This is a genomic window from Nostoc sp. (assembly GCF_036917275.1).
Lineage (GTDB): Bacteria > Cyanobacteriota > Cyanobacteriia > Cyanobacteriales > Nostocaceae > Nostoc.
In genome coordinates this window covers 31,682-57,632 of the sequence record NZ_JBALDF010000015.1, presented here as the reverse complement: position 1 = coordinate 57,632, position 25,951 = coordinate 31,682, and the positions used below count along the sequence as shown (strand labels likewise).

General features: G+C 42.1%; 24 protein-coding genes. 19 read left to right on the top strand and 5 right to left on the bottom strand.

Features of this window, described 5'->3' with window-relative positions:
* Positions 1–32 precede the first annotated feature (32 nt).
* Both V7K35_RS06035 and V7K35_RS06030 read right to left on the bottom strand, forming a co-directional pair.
* Positions 33–1,565 (bottom strand): SagB/ThcOx family dehydrogenase, encoded by a 1,533-nt coding sequence (locus tag V7K35_RS06035; protein ID WP_335077374.1) that lies wholly within the window; start codon positions 1,563–1,565, stop codon positions 33–35.
* Positions 1,566–2,207: 642 nt separating this feature from the next.
* Complete coding sequence (locus V7K35_RS06030; RefSeq protein ID WP_335077213.1) at positions 2,208–3,056, bottom strand: M28 family peptidase; 849 nt, start codon at positions 3,054–3,056, stop codon at positions 2,208–2,210.
* Positions 3,057–3,374: 318 nt separating this feature from the next.
* On the opposite strand from V7K35_RS06030, the gene dnaK reads away from it, so the two are divergent.
* The 6 genes from dnaK to V7K35_RS06000 all read left to right on the top strand — a co-directional run bounded on the left by dnaK (position 3,375) and on the right by V7K35_RS06000 (position 8,604).
* The gene (gene dnaK / locus V7K35_RS06025) at positions 3,375–5,453 is read left to right on the top strand and encodes a molecular chaperone DnaK (protein ID WP_335077211.1); all 2,079 of its coding nucleotides are present in this window, start codon (positions 3,375–3,377) and stop codon (positions 5,451–5,453) included.
* 156 nt (positions 5,454–5,609) lie between these two features.
* Positions 5,610–6,605: a J domain-containing protein gene (locus V7K35_RS06020; protein WP_335077209.1), complete on the top strand. Its 996-nt coding sequence runs from the start codon at positions 5,610–5,612 to the stop codon at positions 6,603–6,605.
* A gap of 64 nt (positions 6,606–6,669) precedes the next feature.
* Entirely contained in the window at positions 6,670–6,828 is a 159-nt protein-coding gene (locus V7K35_RS06015) for a hypothetical protein (RefSeq protein ID WP_335077208.1), read from the top strand.
* 27 nt (positions 6,829–6,855) lie between these two features.
* A complete protein-coding gene (locus tag V7K35_RS06010) occupies positions 6,856–7,494 on the top strand; it encodes a hypothetical protein (RefSeq protein ID WP_335077206.1) in 639 nt (212 codons plus the stop codon).
* Positions 7,495–7,716: 222 nt separating this feature from the next.
* Positions 7,717–8,241 (top strand): J domain-containing protein, encoded by a 525-nt coding sequence (locus V7K35_RS06005; RefSeq protein ID WP_335077372.1) that lies wholly within the window; start codon positions 7,717–7,719, stop codon positions 8,239–8,241.
* 90 nt (positions 8,242–8,331) lie between these two features.
* A complete protein-coding gene (locus tag V7K35_RS06000; RefSeq protein ID WP_335077204.1) occupies positions 8,332–8,604 on the top strand; it encodes a DUF3143 domain-containing protein in 273 nt (90 codons plus the stop codon).
* A gap of 455 nt (positions 8,605–9,059) precedes the next feature.
* Here V7K35_RS06000 and V7K35_RS05995 read toward each other — a convergent pair whose 3' ends face one another.
* From V7K35_RS05995 to lysA, 3 genes are all read right to left on the bottom strand, one after another.
* Positions 9,060–9,809: an isoprenyl transferase gene (locus tag V7K35_RS05995; RefSeq protein WP_335077202.1), complete on the bottom strand. Its 750-nt coding sequence runs from the start codon at positions 9,807–9,809 to the stop codon at positions 9,060–9,062.
* Positions 9,806–10,732 (bottom strand): diadenylate cyclase CdaA, encoded by a 927-nt coding sequence (gene cdaA / locus V7K35_RS05990; protein WP_298919984.1) that lies wholly within the window; start codon positions 10,730–10,732, stop codon positions 9,806–9,808. The genes V7K35_RS05995 and cdaA overlap by 4 nt, the downstream gene beginning before the upstream one ends.
* 206 nt (positions 10,733–10,938) lie before the next feature.
* A complete protein-coding gene (lysA, locus tag V7K35_RS05985) occupies positions 10,939–12,357 on the bottom strand; it encodes a diaminopimelate decarboxylase (RefSeq protein ID WP_335077201.1) in 1,419 nt (472 codons plus the stop codon).
* A 92-nt stretch (positions 12,358–12,449) separates the two neighbouring features.
* Here lysA and rimI point away from each other — a divergent pair, with 92 nt between their 5' ends.
* The 13 genes from rimI (at position 12,450) to V7K35_RS05920 (ending at position 25,887) form a co-directional block, all read left to right on the top strand.
* Complete coding sequence (rimI, locus tag V7K35_RS05980) at positions 12,450–13,001, top strand: ribosomal protein S18-alanine N-acetyltransferase (protein ID WP_335077199.1); 552 nt, start codon at positions 12,450–12,452, stop codon at positions 12,999–13,001.
* Between the two features lie 571 nt (positions 13,002–13,572).
* A complete protein-coding gene (locus V7K35_RS05975) occupies positions 13,573–16,041 on the top strand; it encodes an ATP-dependent Clp protease ATP-binding subunit (RefSeq protein ID WP_335077197.1) in 2,469 nt (822 codons plus the stop codon).
* A 215-nt stretch (positions 16,042–16,256) separates the two neighbouring features.
* Positions 16,257–16,490, top strand: coding sequence for a type II toxin-antitoxin system ParD family antitoxin (locus V7K35_RS05970; RefSeq protein WP_335077196.1), 234 nt, complete (start codon positions 16,257–16,259; stop codon positions 16,488–16,490).
* Between the two features lie 3 nt (positions 16,491–16,493).
* Positions 16,494–16,793 (top strand): type II toxin-antitoxin system RelE/ParE family toxin, encoded by a 300-nt coding sequence (locus tag V7K35_RS05965; RefSeq protein ID WP_335077194.1) that lies wholly within the window; start codon positions 16,494–16,496, stop codon positions 16,791–16,793.
* Between the two features lie 125 nt (positions 16,794–16,918).
* Positions 16,919–17,152: a hypothetical protein gene (locus V7K35_RS05960; RefSeq protein ID WP_335077192.1), complete on the top strand. Its 234-nt coding sequence runs from the start codon at positions 16,919–16,921 to the stop codon at positions 17,150–17,152.
* Positions 17,153–17,527: 375 nt separating this feature from the next.
* Positions 17,528–18,103 carry a TerD family protein gene (locus V7K35_RS05955; RefSeq protein ID WP_335077190.1) on the top strand — a complete coding sequence of 192 codons (576 nt, stop codon included), beginning with the start codon at positions 17,528–17,530 and terminating at the stop codon, positions 18,101–18,103.
* A gap of 61 nt (positions 18,104–18,164) precedes the next feature.
* Complete coding sequence (locus tag V7K35_RS05950) at positions 18,165–18,740, top strand: TerD family protein (RefSeq protein WP_335077188.1); 576 nt, start codon at positions 18,165–18,167, stop codon at positions 18,738–18,740.
* A gap of 10 nt (positions 18,741–18,750) precedes the next feature.
* The gene (locus tag V7K35_RS05945; protein WP_335077186.1) at positions 18,751–19,356 is read left to right on the top strand and encodes a TerD family protein; all 606 of its coding nucleotides are present in this window, start codon (positions 18,751–18,753) and stop codon (positions 19,354–19,356) included.
* A 21-nt stretch (positions 19,357–19,377) separates the two neighbouring features.
* The gene (locus V7K35_RS05940; RefSeq protein WP_335077184.1) at positions 19,378–19,986 is read left to right on the top strand and encodes a tellurium resistance protein TerA; all 609 of its coding nucleotides are present in this window, start codon (positions 19,378–19,380) and stop codon (positions 19,984–19,986) included.
* 1 nt (position 19,987) lies between these two features.
* On the top strand, positions 19,988–20,692 hold the full coding sequence (locus tag V7K35_RS05935; RefSeq protein ID WP_335077182.1) for a zinc-dependent metalloprotease family protein: 705 nt from the start codon (positions 19,988–19,990) through the stop codon (positions 20,690–20,692).
* A gap of 166 nt (positions 20,693–20,858) precedes the next feature.
* Positions 20,859–23,822, top strand: coding sequence for a calcium-translocating P-type ATPase, PMCA-type (locus tag V7K35_RS05930; RefSeq protein ID WP_335077181.1), 2,964 nt, complete (start codon positions 20,859–20,861; stop codon positions 23,820–23,822).
* A 223-nt stretch (positions 23,823–24,045) separates the two neighbouring features.
* Positions 24,046–24,264 (top strand): hypothetical protein, encoded by a 219-nt coding sequence (locus V7K35_RS05925; RefSeq protein ID WP_335077180.1) that lies wholly within the window; start codon positions 24,046–24,048, stop codon positions 24,262–24,264.
* A gap of 78 nt (positions 24,265–24,342) precedes the next feature.
* Positions 24,343–25,887 carry an ArnT family glycosyltransferase gene (locus V7K35_RS05920; RefSeq protein ID WP_335077370.1) on the top strand — a complete coding sequence of 515 codons (1,545 nt, stop codon included), beginning with the start codon at positions 24,343–24,345 and terminating at the stop codon, positions 25,885–25,887.
* The last annotated feature ends 64 nt before the right edge of the window (positions 25,888–25,951 follow it).

Below are 25,951 nucleotides of genomic sequence, written 5' to 3'. Positions count from 1 at the left end.
TTTTGGGTACTTTGTGTTATTTGCGGTTTGTTTTATCTTGGGCGTCCCAATGTAGTGATATATAAAACAGCTTCATCAGCAGGGATACCCAAAACTTCATTTACTTGGTCATCAAAGAATCCACCGATACCACTGACGCCTAGATTCAGGTGGACTGCGGCTAAATTCAGGCGTTGTCCCAAATGTCCGGCATCCATATGTAAGTAACGGTAAACGCGATCGCCATACTGAGCGATCGCAGCTTTGAGATCAGCTGTATGAAACAACACCGCTGCTGCATCTCGCCCTAATTCTTGCCCCAAACAGAGAAAATATAACTCTCGCCGAAAGTTTTTAAACCGAATTTGGCGTAATTCTTGGGCTTTGGGCGCGTAATAGTAACAACCTGCCTCCAATCCTTTAACTCCGCAGACAGCAATGAATGTTTCTATTAAATTCAGATCAAAGTAGTCTGGAGAAATATCTAAACTTTGGTCGATGTAATTTTGCGGTTGGTAAGTAAAATCGAGTAAATCTTTCAATTCATCGAAGGTTAAATCATCACCATTATAAGCGCGGGTAGAGCGTCGCTTGTAGATAGTATTTTCTAGTTCTGACAGTTTTTGTCCCCAGTCTATAGGTGCGGTAGTGGTAGGAATTTTTAAGCAGAAAGGAAAATTATATTTATCCTCCAAAGATTTTTCTTGTTTGATAGTTGGTAGATTGAGATTGCCAGTTATACCTGATTGGATCTGGGTGTGTCGATGGAAATATGTCAGCAGTTCGCCATCGGGGATTTGGGGATAACTGGTTTCAGTGGCCGAAGGTAAAGCAGTACATCCCAATGGCAAATTTTGATTGACATCTAACAAGTCTGCCAGAGGTAAGACAGCGATCGTACCTTCTTGTTGCGGATCGATATAAAGCAGATCGTTTACCGATTCATCCACAAAGCCGCCGATTAAATGGGGGCGATAGTCATTAATGGCAGCAGCCAATTCGATATTGCCCAACAGGTGTCCCGTATCGAGAAAAATCCGGCGATAAGCCCGATCTTCATAGCGCCACGCAGAACGATAGAAAACCGCAGTGACAATAATTGCTAGTTGGGTATTTTCTAAGGAAGGATGCCAGAAACAAGCAGCTTGGAGGGTTTGCCAAACATCATTTTCCCAATAATGCATTAGAGAATGAGTCCGACACTGGTAGTTATACAGACCAGGCGGCAATAACGCCGTACCACGGGAAACCACATAGACTTCGGCAGGGTATAGTCCGCCTGCACTGGGAGCAGCACGTAAATACACCCCACTACCCATAGAAGGCATTCTCGCCGTTAATCCATAGCTGTGAAACAGCAGGCGTGAAAGTCTTTGCCACCATTGAGCATCTGGATTATTAACAAATGCCTCTGGTTTTTCTTGGATATAGGGTTTGAGAGCAAAAGTAGAGCCAATTTTGTACTCTTTGAAAGGCACTGGCTGTTTAGCCCAGTCTATCCCTTGACTTTTGGAGGCGAGAGTCTCAGGGTCGTATTTAGTCCGTTCGTGGTAATGCTGGGCAATTGATTGGTGTAATTCTGGCATAGTACTTTTAATATCCTTGAAGCATCCTTTTTTTGATCTTGGCATTCATTAGCCTCATTGTTTCGTGTCAATTCGTACAATCCTCAGAGTCATAAAGTGGTAATTGGTAACAACTGAATTAGGCATTGGGCATTGGGCATCGGTTATTTACCCCCTGCTCTCCCATCTTCCAATACTTTTCGGTTAAGCTTTATGCGGTGTTGAGAATGAAAAAGTTAAGATGCTCACTTTGAATTCCAGTTCCTTAATGAAGCAGTTTTTTGGGTGGATACTTTGTACCTGTCCCTCCAATCAAGACTAACTACCAAAAAAAGACATAACTTTTTTAAGTTATGTCTAAGAAGTTAATTTACAAAGCAAGATTAGTAGAGGTTAGAACTTTTTGATTTGCTGGGGTACATGATAGTGACTAGTGCTATATGGTCATAATCGATAGGATATGTACCTTAGCTCATGGAAAGTGCAGACCAGATTATTGCAGGAAACGACAGGTTGAATGATGGTTTAGAGGGCAAAAGATAAACTTATTAATTTTAGGACTTACGCACACTCTACGATTCTTGGCGTTCTTGGCGTCTTGGCGGTTCGATAAATTAAGCTTTTTGGCAATTTTTGCGTAAGTCCTAAATTTATCTTAATTTTTCACAACTGCCGAATCGCAATTTCCAATCCTTCATATACACCGCGAAGAAAATCTAAATCTAAAGTAGCGATCGCATCACTATGTTTGTGATAATGTGGATTTCGCAGGAATGCCGTATCTGTGACCATAATTGCCGGATAACCCAAATCCCAGAAAGGTGCATGATCACTACGTCTGGTTTGAGGAACTATTAAACCTCGATTCGGCACGGGTAGCCATTGACTAGGTACGCCAGCTTTGCGAATATTACGGCTCATGCCAATTAAATCAGGTAATGTCCGCAAATTGCCAATTAAAGCAATAAAATTACCTTTATCTGGGTAGAAACGTTCCAGAGGAGAGGGGTAACTTTGAGAGCCAGGTGTAGAATCCTTATAGCCCAGCATTTCTAGGGAGATCATTAAGCGTAGCTGTTGCTTTTGTTGGTGCAACAGGGCTGCATAGTCAGCACTACCCAGTAAGCCGTATTCTTCCATATCGAAAGCAACTAGCCTTAAAGGATATCTTACAGGTTCACCAGCAAACTTTCTCGCTAATTCCAGCAACACCGTTACACCAGTGGCATTATCATCAGCTCCTGGTGTTCCCGGAACAGCATCATAATGAGCACCAATTAAAATAGGTGGCAAATCCTTTTTTTGTCGTCTAGCTTGGGAGGGTAAATTTAATATCAAGTTCTTACAAGCTTTACCTCTGACTTCAAAGGTGTGGATTTCCACACTCCCCCATTGGGAAAATTGCTGGCGGATGTATTCTTGGACAAAAAAATGTCCAGCCGTTGCCATGTAAGGATCGCGTTCTCGCGCTATCTCACTCAGGGAAGTTTGTAATCGCTCTGTTAAATTCAATTCTTTAAAATAGTGGCAATATTAGAGTTTTCAGGCACTCAAAACTTGCAGAGCAAGTATTATTATGGTGCATTTACCGACTTGCAGATCCAGTGCATAGAAGTAGACGGATAACAAGAATTGAGGCTGCTTGGACATACCAATCATCGTCAATGCTATCCTAGTCTTGCAACTATCTCCTTTAGCTGCACTTCTTAGCTTACTGCCTTAATGATGACTATTATACTATTGAGGTGTTTTCATCCTGTAGCACAAAGCTAGAGGTAGTTCCGCCCAATCATAATAAATATATAAGACACTTTAGGAGAAGAGTAACGCATGGGCAAGGTAGTCGGCATCGACTTGGGTACAACCAACTCAGTAGTCGCCGTTATGGAGGGTGGCAAGCCGATGGTGATTGCCAATGCAGAAGGAATGCGGACAACCCCCTCCGTAGTTGGCTTCAGCAAAGAAGGTGAAAGGGTGGTTGGGGAAATGGCACGGCGACAAACCATTCTCAATCCACAAAATACCTTTTTCGCCGTTAAACGCTTTATTGGGCGCAAATATGGCGAACTTAATCCAGATTCCAAGCGTGTACCCTACACCATCCGCAAAGACGAAGTAGGTAATATTAAAGTTGCCTGTCCCCGTCTGAATAAGGATTTCGCCCCAGAAGAAATTTCGGCAATGGTGCTGAAGAAATTGGCAGAGGATGCTAGTCGCTATTTGGGTGAACCAGTGACAGGGGCAGTGATTACAGTACCCGCTTATTTTAACGATTCTCAGCGGCAGGCAACCCGCGATGCTGGCAGAATTGCCGGTTTAGAGGTGCTGCGGATTCTCAATGAACCAACTGCTGCATCTTTAGCTTATGGATTTGATCGGGGTGAGACGGAAACTATTTTAGTATTTGACTTGGGTGGCGGTACTTTTGACGTATCGATTCTAGAAGTTGGCGATGGCATATTTGAAGTCAAAGCTACCAGTGGAGACACGCAACTTGGTGGTAACGACTTTGACAAAAAAATTGTAGATTGGTTAGCAGATCAATTTCTGGAAACAGAAGAGGTAGACTTAAGACGCGATCGCCAAGCCTTACAACGTTTGATGGAAGCAGCAGAGAAAGCCAAAAGAGAACTTTCTGCTGTCAGCGTCACTGATATTAATTTACCCTTCATCACTGCCACTAACGATGGCCCCAAACATCTAGAAACTCGCCTGACTCGTTCCCAATTTGAAGATTTATGTAGTGATTTGGTGGGGCGATTGCGGACACCAGTGAAACGCGCCCTCAAAGATGCCGGACTATCACCTAGAGACATTGAAGAAGTTGTGCTAGTGGGTGGTTCTACACGGATGCCAATGGTGAAGCAGCTTGTACGGGACTTGATTGGTACAGAACCCAATGAAAACGTCAACCCTGATGAAGTCGTAGGAGTGGGTGCAGCAATTCAGGCAGGCATTCTCGCAGGCGAACTCAAAGATGTGCTGCTTTTGGATGTCACACCCCTCTCTTTAGGATTGGAAACCATCGGCGGCGTGATGAAAAAACTCATTCCTCGCAACACCACCATCCCAGTCCGCCGTTCTGATATTTTTTCCACATCAGAAAATAACCAAAATACTGTGGAAATTCACGTAGTCCAGGGTGAACGGGATATGGCAGCAAACAACAAGTCTTTAGGACGGTTCAAGCTGTATGGCATCCCACCAGCGCCACGGGGTATTCCTCAAGTTCAGGTGTCATTTGATATTGATGCTAACGGTATTTTACAGGTAACAGCCTTAGATAGAACCACTGGGCGAGAACAGAGTATCACCATTCAAGGCGCTTCCACCTTGAACGAGTCGGAAGTGAATCGGATGATTCAAGACGCTCAGAAATACGCCGATGTTGATCGCGAACGGAAAGAAAGGGTAGAAAAGCGAACTCGTTCTGAGGCGTTGATTATCCAAGCAGAACGACAACTCAGAGATGTAGCGCTCGAATTTGGTATGCAGTTTGCCCGCAGCCGCCGCCAAAGAATTGATAATATTTGCCGAGACTTAAAGGAGAGTCTCAAGGAAAATAGCGATCGCGGTATTGACCAAGCCTACGCCGACTTGCAAGATGCTCTGTATGATCTAAACCGGGAAGTCCGTCAGTCTTATGATGAAGAGGAAGACGACGACTTGTTAGGTACTATCCGTGACATTTTTACCGGCGGTGATAAGGATAAAGAACGCGAATCTCCCAGAGATACATATCGGGAACGCGATTCCTATGGTAAGGACTATGGCAGAGATTACGGTAAAGATTACGGTAAAGACTATAGCCGAGACAGTCGTTCCTCCTATGAAAGCCGTCCTCCCCGCAAATCCCGTCCTAACTACCAAGATAATTGGGATGATGAAGAAGACAACGATTGGTTGTAATACTTCTAATAAAAGTTAGAAGTGAGAAGTTAGGAGTGAAAACTTAAAAATTAAATCTTTCAACTCCTAACTTTTGTACAGATGCAATTAATCGCGTCTCCACTCCTAACTCCTAATTAATCCAAAATCTAAAATCTAAAATTTAAATAACTGACTATGCAAAATTTGCCGAACTTTCGAGATTACTACGAGATTTTAGGAGTATCTAAAGACGCCTCTAGTGAGGAAATTAAAAAGGTTTATCGACGGTTAGCAAGGCAATATCACCCCGATCTGAATCCGGGTAACAAAGCATCTGAGGAAAAATTTAAGGATATCGGCGAGGCTTATGAAGTCCTTTCAGACCTAGCCAAGCGATCGCAGTACGACCAGTTTAGCCGCTACTGGAAGCAAAAAGGCTTTGCCGGCAACCCTAAGACGCCAAAGGCTAAAACTTGGCAGAGTAGCCAAAGCGATCGCAACAGTAATCAGGACGTAGATCCAAGCCAATTTTCTGACTTTGAAAGCTTTATTAATCAAGTTATCGGCGTCAAAAATAAGAATGGCACAAGTAACTCCAGTAATGGCAATACTAGCGATCCGTTTCGTTCCCCTAGAACAAAAGTTGCCTACACCGTTAACACACCACCTCGCACTACCCGTCGGGATATAGAAGCTAGATTAACACTCCCACTAGAAAAAGCTTATCAAGGTGGTAATGAACGCATTCGTTTAGAAGATGGGCGATCGCTAGAAGTTACCATGCCTCCAGGTATGATAACAGGTCAAACCATTCGTTTGCGGAACCAAGGCGTTGGTGGTGGCGATTTATACTTAAAAATTACGGTTGAACTTCATCCATTATTCAAGTTAGAAGGTTTAAATATCCTCTGCCAAGTACCAGTTACTCCCAGTGAAGCAGTTTTAGGAGGACAGGTAGAAGCACCAACTTTGGATGGGCCAGTGAAAATGACAATTCCCCCAGGAGTTAGGTTTGGTCAAAAATTTCGACTAGGGAATAAAGGCTACCCCAGCGATGACGGTAAACGTGGTGATCAATTAGTAGAAATTCAAATAGTTACCCCGAAAAATATTAGTCAGGAAGAACAGGAACTGTACGAAAAATTGCGGCAAATTGAAACTTTTAAACCCCGCGCTAACTTATTGACTTAGGGATGAAGTAGTGTATAATCTCAGATTGACCTAAAATAGGTCAAATCTACCTTATCTCCAGTGCATGTCAGCAGAAATCAAATTTCGTCACTACTTTGTTGACGAAGCAGGTGATCTTACATTCTTCGATAAAAAGGGACGCATCATCGTAGGTCAACCCGGAGCATCTAAATTTTTTATGGTTGGTGTTGCTCAAATTTTTGATCCAGAACAAGTTAACTAGGAACTGAATGCACTCCGCGCAAGCTTGATGACTCATCCTCGCTTCAAGAATATTCCCTCTGTGCAACCTGAAGCGAAAAAGACTGCGATTACCTTTCACGCTAAGGATGACCATCCCGAAATTCGTGAAAAGGTTTTTGAACTGATGGAGTCTTTCGATATCAAAGTTTTAATTGCAATTCGGAGTAAAGCTGATATGGCAGAATCAGCAAAAGCAAACTTTAAGAGCTTAGGTACAAAGCTTCAGCAGAACGCAATTTATGACGATCTCATAACACGGGTGTTCAAAAATCTGTTGCATAAAGCAGATGTTATCAATATTGCTATTGCTAGACGCGGTAAGGCAGTACGCGAAGAAGCACTAGAACAAGCCATCAACCAAGCTCAGAAAAACTTTGAGTCTCAATGGAAAATTAGCTCAAATAGTTCGATTATCATTGAGCCTACTTATCCATCTGAAGTTGCTGGTTTACAAGTCATCGACTATTACCTGTGGGCTGTACAGCGATGCTATGAACGCGACGATGACCAGTTTTTTCTGCCCCTTGCTAAGAAATATAGACTGATTATGGACTTGGACGATAATCGCAACAAACCTTATGGAGAGTGGTATAGCGATCGCAACCCATTAACTCTTGAAAAGCTAAAAGGGGCTAGGTCTAAGTAGAATTACTACTCGGACACACGGCATGAAGCCGACGTTCGCCCCTCTAAATACTATTGTACAGTATATAAATACAACCATTCAAGTCCTCATCTATAAAAGGTTTGGGCATGATGCCAGAATCTCATCAGCCATTTTTGCCTCTGTGGAATGGGCAGAGGTTTACAATACTAGAAAAAACTTGATTGCAAGGTGACTCAAACAGCCGTGAATCAAAACGGGGCAATGCCACAAAGCAGCGAACCAACTTATTACTCCCTGCTAGGACTGCATCCCTCGGCATCGGTAATCGACATTCGTCGCGCTTATCGGCAATTGAGCAAACTCTATCATCCTGATACTACAGACTTGCCGACTGCGATCGCCACTCCCAAATTTCAGCAAATCAACGAAGCCTACGCCACCCTTAGCCATCCAGAAAGTCGGTTAAGCTACGATTTAAAAATTGGCTATTCCCGCTTTGGAGTGATTCAACCACTCTCTGATTTGAATCATCCCGTCTCGCGTTCCCATGACTGGTCAAAATCAGCTTACCTCGATGCGAGCGATCGCCCCCTCTCATCTGGCGAAATCTTTGCTTTATTTATGCTGGTGTTAACATTTGTAGGTTGTCTGCTACTAGCAGTTGCCATTGGCTTAACTCGTGGTGAGGCCGCTTTCCAAACCCATTTGCTGCAACTAACTGCATTTGTACAACAGCAAATTACCCATGCGTCGCAACTAATTACCTCTATGATAATTAAAAATTAAAAAATTTCCTAATCCAAAATCGTTCGACCGAGCCAAGCCGTTTGCGTAGCGTTCCGCAGGAAAGTCCCAAATCTAAAATCCCAAATATCTATGCCTCTTCTTCCCTCTGATACCCCCCTATATAATCATTCCCTGCCACAAATTGAACAGTGGCTAAAAGACCAAGGCTGTCAACAAGACGATGTACAGAGACATTGCTGGCGTATACAGAGGTCTACTTGGCAAGCTGAACTATGGCTCGACGTTGAGCAAATTGTAGTGCGATATGTCCAATCTGGGGAAAATGGACAAGATATCCAACGTTCATTCAAATATTCTCTCAGTCGGGATGATATAGAACAAGCTGTGTTTTCAGGGCCATAAGAAAGTGCTAAGTATAGCAGGAGGCAGGAGGTAAAACTATTGCTAACTCTAGCATTCACCCTTTCTAAATGTCCTAACCTATGTGACTACGGCTATACAATTCACCCTAAATTTAGGAAAGTCGATAGCGATCGCATTTCCACAAATTTTGACGGTAAAATTTGTTGAGCATAAAATTAGTGCTATCGCTGATTATTTGACTTGAGAAATGATCGGGAGCGATCGCGCCTCTAATAATAAAAGTAGAGCATGAATGACTCTGAACTTCACCAGCAGATTACTGCGATCACCAATCTTGTAAAGTATGTATAGCTGACAAAAGCGATCGCTTGCAATTAATGTGCGATCGCGTCAAAATGATTGAAAGCAATACTCACCCTACTGAATCACTTATTACACAGTACTATAGTACAGACGCGTAGACGCTCGGAGAGCGGCTTCTACTCAGCACTATTTTACACTTTCCCAAACCGCCGTTCCCGTTGCTGGTAGGCACACAAAGCACGGTGAAACTCAGCGCGGTCAAAATCTGGCCAGAGAGTATCGGTAATGTAAATTTCTCCATAAGCCATTTGCCAGAGCAGGAAATTTGAGAGGCGCATTTCTCCACTTGTGCGGATTAACAAATCTGGGTCAGTAATTCCTGCTGTATACAAGTGGCTCTCAAATACTTGTTCGTCAATTTCATCGGGTTGTAGCAGACCTTGCTGGACTTGTTTTGCGATCGCTTGACAAGCTTGTAAAATCTCCTGTCGTCCGCCATAATTAGTTGCCACCGAAAACCGGATACCACGATTATCCTTAGTTTCTGCCATTGAACGGGATATTTCTTGTTGGAGCGATCGTGGCAGGTCTTGCAAATTTCCCACAAACTTAATTTGAACATTCTTTTCGACCATTTCCCGCAGTTCTTGGCGCAAAACTCTTTGAAACAGAGTCATCAAAAAATCCACTTCTTCCTGCGGTCTTTTCCAGTTCTCTGTTGAAAAAGCATAAGCCGTCAGCGCCTGAATTCCCCAATCCTGACAACAGCGAAGTAAATCCTTGAGAGCATCTACTCCTCGCTTATGACCCATAATCCGGGGTAACCCCTGACGTTTAGCCCATCGACCATTGCCATCCATAATCACCGCAACATGCTGCGGCAATAGTTCTCGTTTTAAGTCAGTAGGCAAATCTTGCAATTTACTTTGTTGTGCTGTCATTTTTTATCTCGAGAAGCGGTCGATGGTAATCTGAGTAAACGTGAAACCAGTGCTAGTGTCTTCCCACCTATCTGACGAACAAAACTCAACACCCCAGGAGCAACAGCTTCCCTATCCACAGTTGGAGACAAAAGAGCCTCTTCTAATGACTCTTTCAGTTTCTTAATCGTCAGCGGTCTATTTAGGGTTCCTCGTTCCGCTAAGGAAATGGAACCCGTTTCTTCAGATACAACGACACAAATGCAATTTTCGACCCGCTCAGTAATTCCCATTGCCGCTCGGTGGCGTGTTCCTAACTGGCGCGAGGCTGTGCGTCCCGAAAGTGGTAAAATTATACCCGATGACACGAGCCGTGAGCCACGAATCAATGTTGCTCCATCGTGTAACAAAGTTTTTGGCTGAAAAATTGTTTGGATTAGTTCTTTAGAAACCTCCGCATTTAGCTTTACTCCTGGCACAGAAAAATCTCGCTCATCAATTTGCCCTGTGGTTTCCAAAATTAGTAAAGCTCCAATGCGGTTTTTTGACAATTCTTTAACAGCCTCGACAATTTCATCAATTACACTATCAGATTTAGGGATTGCCAGCCGGTCGGGTTGAAACAACTGGCGGAATTCGCCACGCCCCAATTGTTCCAAAAACCGTCGAAACTCTGACTGTAAAGCAACTGCCATTGCTACAGCACAACCAATCACCAACTTTTCCAGTACAAAACTTAGCAGAGGTAGTCCTAATCTGCCACTTAGTGCTGAGGCTAGCATTAAGATAATGAATCCCCGCACCATCCACAGTGTCCGGCGCTCACTAATAATAATTAGTATCATGTATGTCAGCGCCAGCACTAACACAATATCCAGAGTCCCAAGTAGCAAGGACTGTGACCATCCTAGGTTTGTCAGCCATTGCTTCCACCAATCTCTCATGACATCTGGATTAAACTTTTGCCTCTAATTACGGTTATGAGTTGGGAGTGAAGAGTTATGAATTATGAGTTATGAAAAAACCTTTAATTGACAACTCCTAATACCAATTCTTTGTGAAACTGCACAAAATTAAACTTGGTCACACTTGGGGCAAAATCCCCAAGTTCTGGAGCACCCTTAGAGATAATCGGTATAACTCCTAACTCCTAACTTTTAACTCCTAACTCTTGACTTTTCAGTCTTTCTGGTAGGCGATCTTGTCGAATTAAGTCTTGATAAGTTTCACGTTGCAAAATTAAATTTGCTTCGCCATTCGTCACTACAACTGCTGCCGGTCGGGGCAAGCGATTGTAGTTAGATGCCATACTGTAATTGTACGCACCAGTTCCCATAACTACGAGAATATCTCCTGGTTCAGTTTTTGGGAGTAGTGCATTTTTAATCAGAATATCTCCTGATTCACAATGTTTCCCAGCAATTGTGACTGTTTGGGTTAAAGGAGAAGACATTTTATTAGCAACTACTGCCCGATAAACTGATTGGTAAGTAATTGGGCGAGGATTATCGGACATTCCCCCATCGATCGCTACGTAGGTACGAATTTCTGGGATAACTTTGGATGAACCAATAGTATAGGCAGTAACGCAAGCTGTGGCAATTAGCGATCGCCCTGGTTCACTAAGTAATTTCGGCAAAGGCAGGTTTTCGGCTGCACAAGCTTCTTGGATTACTTCACAAATTGCCTTTACCCACTCTTCAATGCTGGGGGGATCGTCTGATTCTGTATACTTAATCCCCAAACCACCACCAACATTTAACTCTGTAATATTTAGACCAAACTTAGCAGCATCCCGCAGCCACTGCACCATAACAGCCGCCAAATCTTGATGCGGTTGGCGCTCAAAAATTTGGGAACCAATATGAGCGTGTACCCCTACACAATTAAGGATAGGTTGTTGAGCGACAAAACCAAACACCTCATCTAAATCGTTGGGATCAAAGCCAAATTTGCTATCTAAATGTCCCGTGCGAATATATTCATGGGTGTGACACTCGATACCTGGAGTTAGCCGGAGCATAATCCGGATTGGAAGAGAGGGTTGGGCTATTTCGACAAGGGTACGCAACTCGTGCCAGTTATCTGCCACAATGGTGACACCAGACTCGATCGCTAAAATTAGTTCTTCACGAGATTTATTATTTCCGTGAAGGTAGATTTTATTGGGACTAACACCCGCTTGCAGGGCGGTGTAAAGTTCCCCCCCAGAAACTACATCGATTCCTAGCCCAACAGAAGCTGCGATCGCACAAACTGCTAAACAATTCCAAGCTTTTGAGGCATACAATACTTGAGATTCGCCCTTATAGTACTGTTTGAAAGCATCTCGGTATTGCTGACAAGCCGAACGCAGGGTTTCTTCATCTAAAATATATAAAGGTGAACCAAACTGCTCAACTAGGGTTGTGACATCACACCCACCAATTTCTAGGAGGTCATGGTTATGAACTTTGGCACTCAAGGGTAAAAGTTCTTGATTAGGCGATGGATTTGCGTTGGCGTCGTATCTTTGAGGTAAATATTGACTTCCAGAATGTTGAATCCCAGTAGGGTGAGTCGATACCATAAATATAAAAGTTGTCCTTGTTCAAATTACGGGCTTTGAGTTCGTCTCCCGATTCCCAGTTTACAAAGGGTTTGTAATCTTATTCAATAAATGTGATCTCATCAGACTTAGAAATTAAATTACTGACACCAGAAAATCTCAGTGCAATACTAGAACTCGATCAAGCCTGTTTTGGCGGGCTTTGGACTCTGGAGGGCTACAAACGAGAATTGGATAGTCCCAACAGCGATTTACTCGGTTTATTTTCCCAATTCTCTACCATAAGTTTGCTAGGAATCGGTTGCTTTTGGTCAATTTTAGAGGAAGCCCACATTACAATTTTGGCAGTTCATCCCCAATATCATCGTCAAGGTTTGGGTGCAGCTTTACTATATTCACTCATTAAGACAGCTTGCGATCGCGGTTTGGAGCGAGCTACCCTCGAAGTCCGAGCTTCTAACTTGGCGGCAATATCTTTATATCAAAAATTTGGCTTCAAAACAGCTGGGCGACGACGGCGTTACTACCAAGATAACGGTGAGGATGCGCTAATCCTTTGGATGTCAGACCTCCAACACCCCCAATTTCAAAAGACTTTGGACAATTGGTATAGCCTAGTTAGCGATCGCTTGGACAAATCCTCTTGGCACTTGCTTTTTAAATAACAGAGGTAGGCGAGAATAAATCAAACTATGTTAATTAATGTAAAAAATGTGGATCGAATTTAACTCGTAGTCTTCGCGTAAGGTCTTTAGCCCTACTTCGAGAGATGAATCATTACCTACAAATCTTTAATTATTTACGCTGTTCAACTTCGTTAGGGATTATTAATTTTGAATTATCAAGGCTTGTGATCAGCTTCAGCAAAAAAATGTAACTTTGCTACATCTATATATATTTAAATATTTTATAATAAAAAATAAAACTATAATTAAAAACTATATAAAGTTTTGAATGATTGACATTTTAAGATATATATGTTAAGAGTAAGAGTTTGGAATAGAGTAAATAAACTCTTAATGTAAGTAGTCAGCTATTTGTAATAAATCCCAAAAACGCTGGTGAACTAAAGCTCCTCAGTACACTAGCGACATAAAAGTAGTCAATAGTTAACAATAAGCCCATCAACTTAAGTCATAGCTTCAGGATGTCTATAATCTGTTATACAGGCATCCAAAAGCTTTGCCTGTGCTAAAATCAGCATACCGGCACGACCGCAGATGATGGGATAAAGCCATGTTTGAGCGCTTCACAGAAAAAGCCATTAAGGTAATCATGCTGGCCCAAGAAGAGGCCCGCCGTTTAGGTCACAACTTTGTCGGAACCGAGCAGATCCTCTTGGGTCTGATTGGCGAAGGCACTGGAGTGGCTGCCAAGGTGCTGAAATCAATGGGCGTCAATCTCAAAGATGCCCGAATTGAAGTTGAAAAAATTATAGGACGGGGATCAGGCTTTGTTGCTGTGGAAATTCCGTTTACGCCACGGGCAAAGCGAGTTTTAGAACTCTCCTTGGAAGAAGCACGCCAACTGGGGCATAACTACATTGGCACCGAGCATCTGCTGTTGGGCCTAATCCGCGAAGGGGAAGGTGTCGCAGCCAGGGTGCTAGAAAACCTCGGTGTGGATCTATCTAAGGTAAGAACCCAAGTCATCCGCATGTTGGGAGAAACTGCCGAAGTTTCACCAGGCGGTTCATCCGGGCGCACAAAAACCCCGACTCTGGATGAATTTGGCTCAAACCTGACCCAGATGGCAATAGACAATAAGCTCGATCCAGTGGTGGGACGCGCCAAGGAAATTGAGCGGGTGATTCAGATATTGGGTCGCCGCACTAAAAATAACCCAGTGCTGATTGGGGAACCAGGGGTTGGTAAAACTGCGATCGCTGAAGGTTTAGCTTCCCGCATTGCCACGAAAGATATCCCTGACATCTTGGAAGATAAACGCGTCGTCACGCTGGATATTGGTTTACTCGTAGCAGGAACCAAATACCGGGGTGAATTTGAAGAACGCTTGAAAAAAATCATGGATGAAATCCGCTCTGCGGGTAATGTCATTCTCGTGATTGATGAGGTACACACCTTAATTGGTGCGGGTGCAGCAGAAGGTGCTATAGACGCAGCAAATATCCTCAAGCCAGCTTTAGCCAGAGGTGAGTTGCAGTGTATCGGTGCTACAACCCTAGATGAATACCGGAAGCACATCGAGCGAGATGCAGCGCTGGAGCGGCGTTTCCAACCAGTGATGGTTGGCGAACCTACAGTTGATGAAACAATTGAAATTTTATATGGTTTGCGCGAACGCTACGAGCAACACCACAAACTGAAAATCTCCGACGAAGCATTGGTGGCGGCGGCGAAATTGTCAGACCGTTACATTAGCGATCGCTTCCTCCCAGATAAAGCCATCGACTTAGTTGATGAAGCTGGTTCTAGAGTGCGCTTGATTAACTCCCAACTGCCACCCGCAGCCAAAGAGTTAGACAAAGAACTGCGTCAGATATTAAAAGAAAAAGATGACGCAGTGCGCTCTCAAGACTTTGACAAAGCTGGAGAATTGCGCGATCGCGAAATGGAAATCAAAGCCGAAATCCGGGCGATCGCTCAAAGCAAGACCAATGCAACAGGCACAGAAGGTGAAGAACCTGTAGTTACAGAAGAAGACATTGCCCACATTGTCGCTTCCTGGACTGGGGTACCGGTGAACAAACTCACCGAATCTGAATCTGAAAAGCTGTTGCACATGGAAGACACCTTGCATCAGCGTTTAATTGGTCAGGATGAAGCTGTGAAAGCAGTTTCACGCGCAATTCGTCGCGCTCGTGTCGGTTTGAAAAATCCCAATCGACCCATAGCTAGCTTTGTCTTCTCTGGGCCTACTGGTGTAGGTAAAACCGAGTTGGCGAAATCCTTAGCTGCTTACTTCTTCGGTTCCGAAGAAGCGATGATCCGCTTAGATATGTCCGAATACATGGAGCGTCACACCGTCAGCAAGCTGATTGGTTCCCCTCCAGGTTATGTTGGTTATAACGAAGGTGGTCAGCTGACCGAAGCCGTGCGGCGGCGACCTTACACCGTGGTGTTGTTCGACGAAATCGAAAAAGCACACCCCGATGTATTCAACATGCTGCTGCAAATTTTGGAAGACGGTCGGTTAACTGATGCCAAAGGTCGCACGGTGGACTTCAAGAACACCTTGCTGATTTTAACTTCCAATATTGGTTCTAAGGTAATTGAAAAAGGCGGTAGCGGTATCGGCTTTGAATTCTCCGAAGATGCCAGCGAGTCAACTTACAACCGGATTCGCTCTTTGGTGAACGAAGAACTCAAGCAGTACTTCCGTCCAGAGTTCCTCAACCGACTCGATGAAATTATCGTCTTCCGTCAGTTGAGCAAGCCTGAAGTCACCCAAATCGCCGAAATTATGCTCAAGGAAGTATTTGGTCGTCTAACCGAAAAGGGTATCACCTTAGAAGTCAGCGATCGCTTCAAGGATCGTTTGATCACTGAAGGTTACAGTCCCAGCTACGGCGCAAGACCGTTACGTCGGGCAATTATGCGCCTGTTAGAAGATAGCCTAGCAGAAGAAATTCTGTCTGGTCGTATTAAGGATGGCGATACTGCCTTAGTTGATGTGGATGAAAATGGCGTTGTACAAGTTAGTTCTCAACAGCGTCGGGAATTGTTACCCCAAGGTGTTGAGTAAGATTTAGATTTAGAGTTTGGGATTTAAATCTCAAATACAAAATTAGCAAACGGTAGAGTATTTATTGCTCTACCGTTTTTTTGTGGGAAAATATCTGAGTTTGCGATCGCTATGTTTTGATTTTGCTCGTAATTCTGGAATCTAGCTGTTTTCAGCTTTCATCTGGAGTAATACCAACAAATATTATATATTGGTATTATACAGGAGAAAATTGTATGCAAAAAAATACAAGTGTTACCTTGGGTGAGCATTTTGAAGCGTTTATCGCCAATCAAGTTGACAGCGGTCGTTTTGCCAGCGCCAGTGAAGCGATTCGAGCGGGACTGCGCCTTTTAGAAGAGCGAGAAATAAAACTTGCCGCTTTGCAACGAGCATTGACAGAGGGGGAGAACAGCGGATTTGCTGACTATTCTCTCTCAGGATTGCTTGCAGAACTTGATCGTGAATAGCGCATGTCAGCATTTCGCCTTACTGAATTAGCCACTCAAGACTTGCTATCAATCGGTCGCTACACCCAAAAAACATGGGGAATTGAGCAGAGAAACCGTTATCTTGCTATCTTGGACGATTGCTTTCATCTCTTGGCACGAGAGCCACACAGGGGACGTACTTGTGATGATATTCGCTCAGGATATCGCAAGTACCACATCGGACGACATTTGATCTTTTATCAGGAAACCAATGAAACTATCGATATTATTCGTATTTTGCATGATCGTATGGATGTGGAGTCTTATTTCAACGAAGACTAACCCAAAGACAACCTATTCATTAACATGAGAATTATTACCCCAAGGGGTTGAATAGGATTTAAAATTTTAGCTTTATCGTTAGCATATTAAATTGATCGAATAAGCACTAAAAGGTATTCCAAGTTATGACCTTCAGTGATGTATTTGAAGCAATTAAAAGTCTTTCCAGTGAGGAAAAGTTAGAAATTCAACTGTTATTGCAGCAATATCTACGAGAAGAAAGGCGTGAAGAGATTTATCAAAATTTTCAGGCGGCGCAAGTAGAACAGCAAAATAGTAAACTAAAGTTTTCCTCAAATATCGATGAACTGAAAAATTTGATTTCTGAAATACACGTAGGATGCGTTAACGAAGCATAACACACTCCTTCCTAATGCACCCTACATATACTTAGATTTTTTCACAAATCAAATCGGATTGCTATATTTAATAACTAATAGATTGATTAACAGCTTGAGTAGTAACACTTAAAAAAAACTCAATTCAACAAAGTGTAAGTTAAGTGTTTTCATTAAGGCTGCTTGTAAACAAAACACATAGTATTGAATAGTAAGTCTGTAATAGTTTAAATAACAGCTTTTCATTAATATCAGTCAGGGGTGAATACATCTCAAAAGATGAAGTGGTATTAAAAAGCTAATTTTATAGTAATGCTTTCAGTGCATTGCTACCAATTTTATGCAGATTTTTTGCACATTTGCATACAACAATTATCTTGATAGGACAATTGATAAATGACAATTACATTAACAAAAGGCCAGCGTATTTCACTTGAAAAAGTTGCACCTGGTCTATCCGAAGTGTTTGTTGGTTTAGGATGGGATGTGAAAGCCACAGACACAGGTCAAGACTTTGATTTAGATGCATCTGTCTTTCTATTAAATGCAAATGGAAAACTGATTTCTGATGCTCACGTCATCTTTTATAACAACCAAACAAGTCCCGATCCAGAAAAATCAATTCAACATACTGGAGATAATCTCACAGGCGCTGGTGAAGGAGATGATGAAGTCATCAAAATTAATCTCAAAAAAGTTCCTGCTGATATTCAAACAATTCTAATTGCAGTGACGATTCATGAAGCCGAGGTGCGGCATCAGAATTTTGGTCAGGTGCAAAATGCATTTGTACGAGTTGTTAATTCTCAAACTAATGAAGAAGTTGTTCGCTACGACCTGGTGGAGGACTACTCCACAGAAACATCGATGATTATGGCTGAACTTTACTTCAAAGACAATGAATGGCGTCTCAACGCTGTAGGTTCGGGTTATCAAGGCGGCTTACAAGCACTTCTCGAACGCTACAAATAAGCAATTATTTATTGCAGAGACATAACTGATACTAGTAAAAATCTAAGGAGTCTACAAAATTATGGCAGTTACACTTACAAAAGGACAACGTGTATCACTCGACAAAGTTGCACCAGGACTAACTGAGGTATTTATTGGTCTTGGATGGGATGTCAAAGTAACGGACACTGGTTCTGCTTTTGACTTAGATGCAGCAGCTTTTATGGTGGGGAGTAACGAAAAACTAATTTCAGATAATCACTTTATTTTCTACAACAATCTTGTCAGTCCAGATCAAAATAAGTCAGTTGAACACACAGGAGATAATCTGACAGGCGCAGGCGATGGCGATGATGAAGTCATCAAAATTAATCTACAAAAGGTTCCTGCTGATGTTCATCAAATTTTTATTACTGTAACTATTCATGAAGCCGCAGAACGGAAGCAAAATTTTGGTCAAGTTCAAAATGCTTTTGTGCGCGTCGTTAATGCTCAGAGCAATCAAGAAGTAGTCCGGTATGACTTAGTAGAGGATTACTCAATCGAAACTGCATTAATTATGGCTGAACTCTATCGTAAAGACGGAGAGTGGCGTTTAAATGCTGTTGGTTCAGGCTATCAAGGTGGATTAAAAGCTTTATTAGACCGTTTTAGCTAGGAGATTGAGTATGGCAATTAGTTTACAGAAAGGACAACGGATTTCACTTTCTAAAGAAGCCCCTGGTCTAAGCAAAATGATGTGTGGACTGGGCTGGGATGTTGCTAAACGCTCAGGCGGTGGATTTTTTAGTAATTTTGGTGGCGGTGGTCAAAACTATGATCTAGATGCATCTGTAATCTGTCTAGATGCAAATGGCAAGTTAACGGCTAAAGAGAATATTATCTACTTCGGTAATCTTCAGCATTTGTCTGGAGCCATAACTCACACAGGGGACAATTTAACTGGTGCAGGTGATGGCGATGATGAAGTGATTATAGTTGATTTGCCGCGCATACCTGCCCAGATTGTTAAGTTAATCTTCGTAGTCAATATTTACGATTGCATTGCCCGTAAGCAGGACTTTAGTCAAATTGAAAATGCTTTTGTGCGCCTGGTGAATGCAGCTAATAACAAAGAACTGGCTCGATATAACCTCTCCGGTAAGGAGTATTTGGGCATGACTGGGATGGTCTTAGCTGAAGTGTATCGACACAATGATGACTGGAAACTAGCAGCTATTGGCAATGGTGTCAATGTCAATGGCTTAAGTGAACTTGCTGGCTCTTACTCTTAAATACTGAGCAAATTTGTAATTATGGCTATTACACTTCAAAAGAGTGGCGATTCCCACAAAATAGACCTGAGTAAAGCAGGTAACTCTAAGCAACTGACAGTTCATATCAACCTGAATTGGAATCAGCAGTCCAATCAAAACGCTGGATTCTTTTCTAAGTTGCTTGGAGGTAATAATGCTCCTGACCTTGACTTAGGCTGTATGTATGAAACTGTAAATGGTGAAAAAGGGGTCATTCAGCCTCTAGGAGGAAATTTTGGAGCCAAAAATTCTTCTCCTTACATCTTTCTTGATAAAGATGACCGTACTGGAGCAGCCTCAGACGGTGAAAATATGTTCATTTCCAGACCGGACACAATTAAACGAGTGATGTTTTTTGCCCTAATTTATCAGGGAACACCCGATTTTAAGTCTGTAGGTGGTCGGATGCTTTTCAAAATCAGTAATGGCGAGGAAATTTATCTGGAACTTAATAACCCAGATACAAATCGACCTTTCTGTGCTGCTGCTATGGTAAGTAACATTGGCTCTGAAGTTACGATTTTAAAGGAAGAGAAATACTTTAGTGGACATAAAGAGGCAGACGATTACTATCGTTTTGGCTTTAGCTGGGTAGCTGGCTCTAAGTAAAATGTCGCTCTACGATCGCCTGAATCTAACTAAGACAAATCGTAAGCTGCAAGTTCCGATTTGGGAACGGATTAACCTTGATAGACCTTCAAAACCTCGCTGTCAAGGTTGCCGTTCTCATATCCAAAGTAATTGGCGAGTGTGTGCATATTGTGGATGGTTGATTGTTGCAAAAAACACTGAAATTCGCCATTGTGTTTGGGTCAATATTTCAAACATGATTATCGGCACTGAAGATAATAGCACCATGCTAGAAGTTATGGCAGATGCGCTTGCTAAAGTCTTCAGTGCTTTTAGGAGTGTAAATGTGTTTTTGACCTCAGAACCACCTGATGAAAAAGAGTGGAACCAAAACTTTACCCATGTTTATGTGTTTGTTGATCAAGAACCAGTTGACTATCTAGGAATTGCCAGTTTCCGTCATAGTAAAGTTACAGATCGTGCTGCTGTTCGTATAGACCAAGTACTTAATGCTTCTTACCGAGCGAGTCTGAATCTGAGTCAATTGTCTAACTTGATTGCTAATACTATTACCCACGAAATAGGTCACACTTTGGGATTAGACCACTCCCAATTACCAACAGATGTGATGCACGATGGACTCGATCATGGAATTCACAGTTTGATGCCTCCCTCATTTCATGCCGAACAGATCATCTTGATGAATAACGCCATTCGGAAACATAAATTCTTGCCAGTGCATTGATGAAAGTAGATTAATAAACATATCACTCTTTTCACAATGAATAATTGCTATGGTGTTCGGCTGCATACTGCCATTGCATAGTTCTGTATGGCATTCAGTAATGCCTATCTGGTGTTGATGTCTAATTTAGCTCTGATATAGCTTTTGAGAATTCAATGGATGGAATATGCTTACTAATGAAAAGAGTCAGGGCAACAAGATTCAATTACCATATCAAGGACTAACTTCGGAGGAAGTTAAGCTCAATCGCCAAAAATATGGAGCCAACGTTCTTACTCCTCCAGAACGAGAGCCATTATGGAAATTGTTCTTAGAAAAACTTGAAGATCCAGTAATTCGGATTCTGATGATTGCGGCTGCGATCGCTATTAGTGTCGGAATTTTTGAGGGTGAATATGCTGAAGGTTTAGGGATTGTAGCTGCTATCTTGTTAGCGACAACTCTCGCTTTTTTTAACGAATACAAAGCCAGCAAAGAATTTGACATTCTCAATCAAGTTTATGACGAAGTATTTATCAAAGTCATCCGAGATAGCAGCTTTACCACCGTTAAGCGTAAAGATTTAGTTTTTGGTGATGTTGTATATGTAGAACAAGGTGAAGAAATCCCAACTGATGGACAAATTTTAGAAGAAATATCTTTAGAAATTGACCAGTCAAAAATCACGGGAGAAGCGGAACCAGTTAAAAAGCTTACTCAGGCTGACGCAGAAAATCAAGGTATTGAAGAAGGAACCTACCCAGCTTACAAAATTTATCGCAGTACGATTGTTGAACAAGGACAAGGTTATTTTGAAGTTACTGCTGTTGGTGACAATACAGAAATTGGTAAATTGGCAACAGCAATTGCCAGCATCGAAAATACAAAAGACACACCGCTTAATCATCAACTAGAAAAACTTAGTAAACTTATTGGTGTAGTTGGTCTTGGATTTGCTGGTTTCACTTTCGTATCTTTACTGGTGCGCGGTTTTGTCACTAAAGAATTAAGCTTAAGTTCTCAACAGTGGTATGTTGTCGGACTGTCAATTATTAGTGTATTAATAGTACTTAGCCGAGTATGGCTACCTGTAATTTATGATGGTCTGGAGCTAGCTGGTAGCAAACTTGTAACACCAAAATGGCTGGAAAATAATAGTCTTCCTAGTTGGTTAAAAACAGTTGGTATAGGATTAGTATTTTTCACTATCGGACTTGCTTTAGGCTATCCTCTAGGACTAATTCCTGGCTCTATAAATAACTGGGTTCCTGGTAGTGTTGCCAAAGCATTACTGCACTACTTTATGGTAGCTGTGACAATTATTGTGGTAGCTATGCCAGAAGGTTTGGCGATGAGTGTTACCCTCAGCCTTGCCTACAGTATGAAAAAGATGGCGGCTTCCAATAATTTGGTGCGTCGGATGCACGCTTGTGAAACTATTGGTTCAGCTACAGTAATTTGCTCTGATAAAACTGGCACTCTTACCCAAAATCAAATGCGGGTATATGAAGTCAATTTTCCTAGTTTGAATTCTCAACTGTTGCCAGCACTTAAAGATGTTAAAGGGTTAATCGCAGAAGCGATCGCAGTTAATAGTACTGCTGATTTAGAGAAAAAACCTTTGCAGGCTCCTCGTCCTATTGGCAATGCCACAGAAGGAGCTTTACTTTTATGGCTAAATAGCCAGGATAGTGATTACATATCTTACCGGGGTAATTTTCAAATAAAATCCCGAATGCCTTTTTGTGGTCAGAAAAAATACATGGGCACAATTGGCATTTCCTCTGTAACTGGGGAAGATGTGCTTTATGTGAAAGGAGCGCCAGAGGTAATTTTGGAGCGTTGTTCGCAAATTCTTACACAGCAAGGACTAGAATCACTCAAGAATAAAGCCGCGATCGCATCGGCAATTAAAGAATATCAAAGACGAGGAATGCGGGCACTAGGGTTTGCTTACCATGAATCACAGCATTCGAGTGAGACGAACTTGGACGAAATTGCTCATGACATGACTTGGCTGGGGTTTGTGGCAATTTTAGACCCCTTGCGGAAAGAAGTACCTGATGCCATCCAAGCCTGCTTAAATGCAGGAATACAAGTCAAAGTTGTAACAGGTGATAACTCGGAAACAGCTAAGGAAATTGCTCGTCAAATTGGACTTTGGCAAGAAGAAGATGACTTGAATAGCGGTTATTTACATTTGACTGGTCAACAATTTGACCAACTGAGTGACGAAGAAGCGAGTCAAGCAGTACTGCAATTAAAGGTACTTTCCAGAGCGCGGCCACTTGATAAGCTGCGGCTAGTGAAACTATTACAGGAAAATGGTGAGGTGGTAGGTGTCACCGGAGATGGTACAAACGATGCAGCTGCTCTCAAGCAAGCTCAGGTAGGTTTGGCAATGGGAAGTGGTACAGCGATCGCTAAAGAGGCCAGCGACATCATTTTGCTTGACGATTCTTTTCGCAGTATTGTAAATGCAGTTGTTTGGGGGCGATCGCTTTACCAAAATATCCAACGATTTATTCTGTTTCAGTTAACAATCAACGTTGTGGCGTTGGGAATTGCTTTAGTTGGGCCATTTATCGGTGTAGCGTTACCTCTAACTGTCACCCAAATGCTCTGGGTAAACTTAATTATGGATACCTTTGCTGCTTTGGCTTTGGCGACGGAACCCCCTCATCGGAGCGTCATGCAGCACTCTCCTCGTAACCCAGAAGCCTTTATTGTCAGCAAAGCAATGGCACAAAATATTTTTACTGTTGGGTTAGCATTTTTGCTCTTTCTGGTTGGTTTCTTACGCTACATCCGTCGAGATGGAGAAATCACTCCTTATGAGCTTTCTGTGTTCTTCGGCGTGTTCGTAATGTTACAGTTTTGGAATTTGTTCAATGCTCGATGCTTGGGATTAAAGCAGTCTGCCTTCAAAGGTTTGTCTAAGAATAAAGGATTTGTAGCGATCGCTATTACCATTTTTGTCGGACAGATATTAATTATTCAGTTTGGTGGTAGCGTTTTTAGAACAGTACCTTTATCTTTGGTGGACTGGATAAGTGTAATTATTGTAACATCGACAGTGCTTTGGATTGGTGAGCTATGGCGCTTCATAATGCGGTTAAAATTGAAAAGTCATCTGCGAGAATCCTATTAACTACTGCAAATTTTGGCAAATCCTTGGTAAACCGATATCAAAAATTACATCGGAAATTTTAATTCCAAGGCGTCGAGTAAAATTTAGAACTTGGGATTAAATCTAAAATAGAAAATTACAAAACGGTAGAGCAATAAATACTCTACCGTTTTTTGTGTGAAAATATCTTGCAGTATAGCTTGGTAGTAGAATTAGTATACAACATCAACAAAGGAGCAAAGACGTGCAAAGCATACTTTTAAGCCGCGAAGAAGTTGCACGACGTGCGAAAGAACTATACGAAAACGGCATTCGTCAACAAGTGGAACGAGAAGAAAACATCGGTAAAATGGTGATTATTGATATAGAAACAGGTGAATACGCAATTGATAAAATAGGTATAGAATCAGAAGAATATCACCGCATGATTGACGCTGGTATTTTGAGCGCTCGCACCACATAAACGCCGCTTTTTAACATTGCAGAATCTGGGGTACAATACCGCCTTACAGTGGTTGAGATGATTATCCCGATTTTAGATATGCGTCTATTCCGAGAAAAACAATGGTTATTTAGCCTACTGGTAATATCTCTAGTTCTATGGCTGATATGTTTAGGAAACTCCCCTTTACGAGATTGGGATGAAGGTACTGTGGCACAGGTTGCCCGTGAAATTTGGCGTGCCCCACTTGGTTCAATGCATTGGCTTTACCCCACCTTGGGAGGTGAACCTTATTATAATAAGCCACCCCTGATGCACTTACTAATTGCTTGGACTTACTCTATCGGAGGCGTGAATGAGTGGACAACACGTCTACCAGGTGCAGTGTTAACTGCCTTGGGAGTGCCTTTGCTTTACTTGGTGGGATGTTTGCTTTTTAACGAAAGTTTATCAGCTTTGTTTGCTGCTTTAGTTTACTTAACGATGTTGCCTGTGGTGCGTCACGGAAGGCTAGCAATGCTAGATGGTACAACTATTACCTTTTTCTTGCTTTTATTGTTTTGTTTGCTAAAAGCACGTCAAAATCGGCGGTATGCTTTAGGCGTGGGATTTTGTCTAGGGTTGATCGCTTTAACTAAAGGGATGATGGTTTTGCCGCTAGGAGCGATCGCTTGTTTATTCTTGATTGCAGATCGGCAGTTTGCTTTGTTAAAAAGCCCCTATTTATTAATGGGAATATTTTTAGGAAATGCACCAGCGATCGCTTGGTTTGCTGCTCAATGGCAACATTATGGCGAAAATTTCTTCCAAGTGAATTTTCAAGCACAAACCTTTGATCGCTTTACACAATCTGTTGAAGGTCATAGTGGCCCTCCCTGGTACTATTTTATTGAGTTAATTAAGTATAGTTTTCCTTGGCTATTATTTTTACCGGGAGGTTTTTATCTAACTTGGAAAAAACGTCATACTACCTGGGGTTGCCTAATTATTATTGGCACAATTGTTTATTTAACAACCATCTCTTTAATGAGAACTAAACTCCCGTGGTATATTATGCCTCTATATCCATTTTTAGCTTTGGCAATTGGTGCTAAACTTAGCGAAATTTGGCAGCACGGTCATTTTAGAGTGCGAAGTTGGACAATATTTCTAGCTATTATTGCTTTTGCTGGTTTGGGAGGTTGTGTCTACTTTATTATTGCAAATAAAGAGCCTATTTTAATAGTCATGAGTGTTGTTTTGGCAATAAGTATGGCTACCGCAACCTGGCTAGTTAAACAGCGCGATCGCAACTTTATTCCAGTGTTATTTACAGGGATGTATTTAGTTTTAACCCTGTTGATGAGTTCACAATCATGGATTTGGGAATTAAAGGAAGCTTTTCCAGTTAAACCAGTAGCAGACTTAATTCGGGCAAATGTTTCGCCAGGAACACAAATTTATACCTCTTTTGCTTATGGGCGTCCTAGTTTGGACTTTTACAGCGATTGCAAGGTAACTGCTACAACTGTGCCACTTTTACAAAAAATGTTATCTAATAAATCTTATTTACTGTTAGACAATGTGGCTTTACAGCAAATCAATTTAACTGGGAGTAAAATTATAGGAGAAGCTAACGGATTTACACTGATTACAAAAAATTAATTATACCAACGAATATTGGATAGGAGATTACCTAAGATACCCGACAACTTTCACAAAGTCAGGC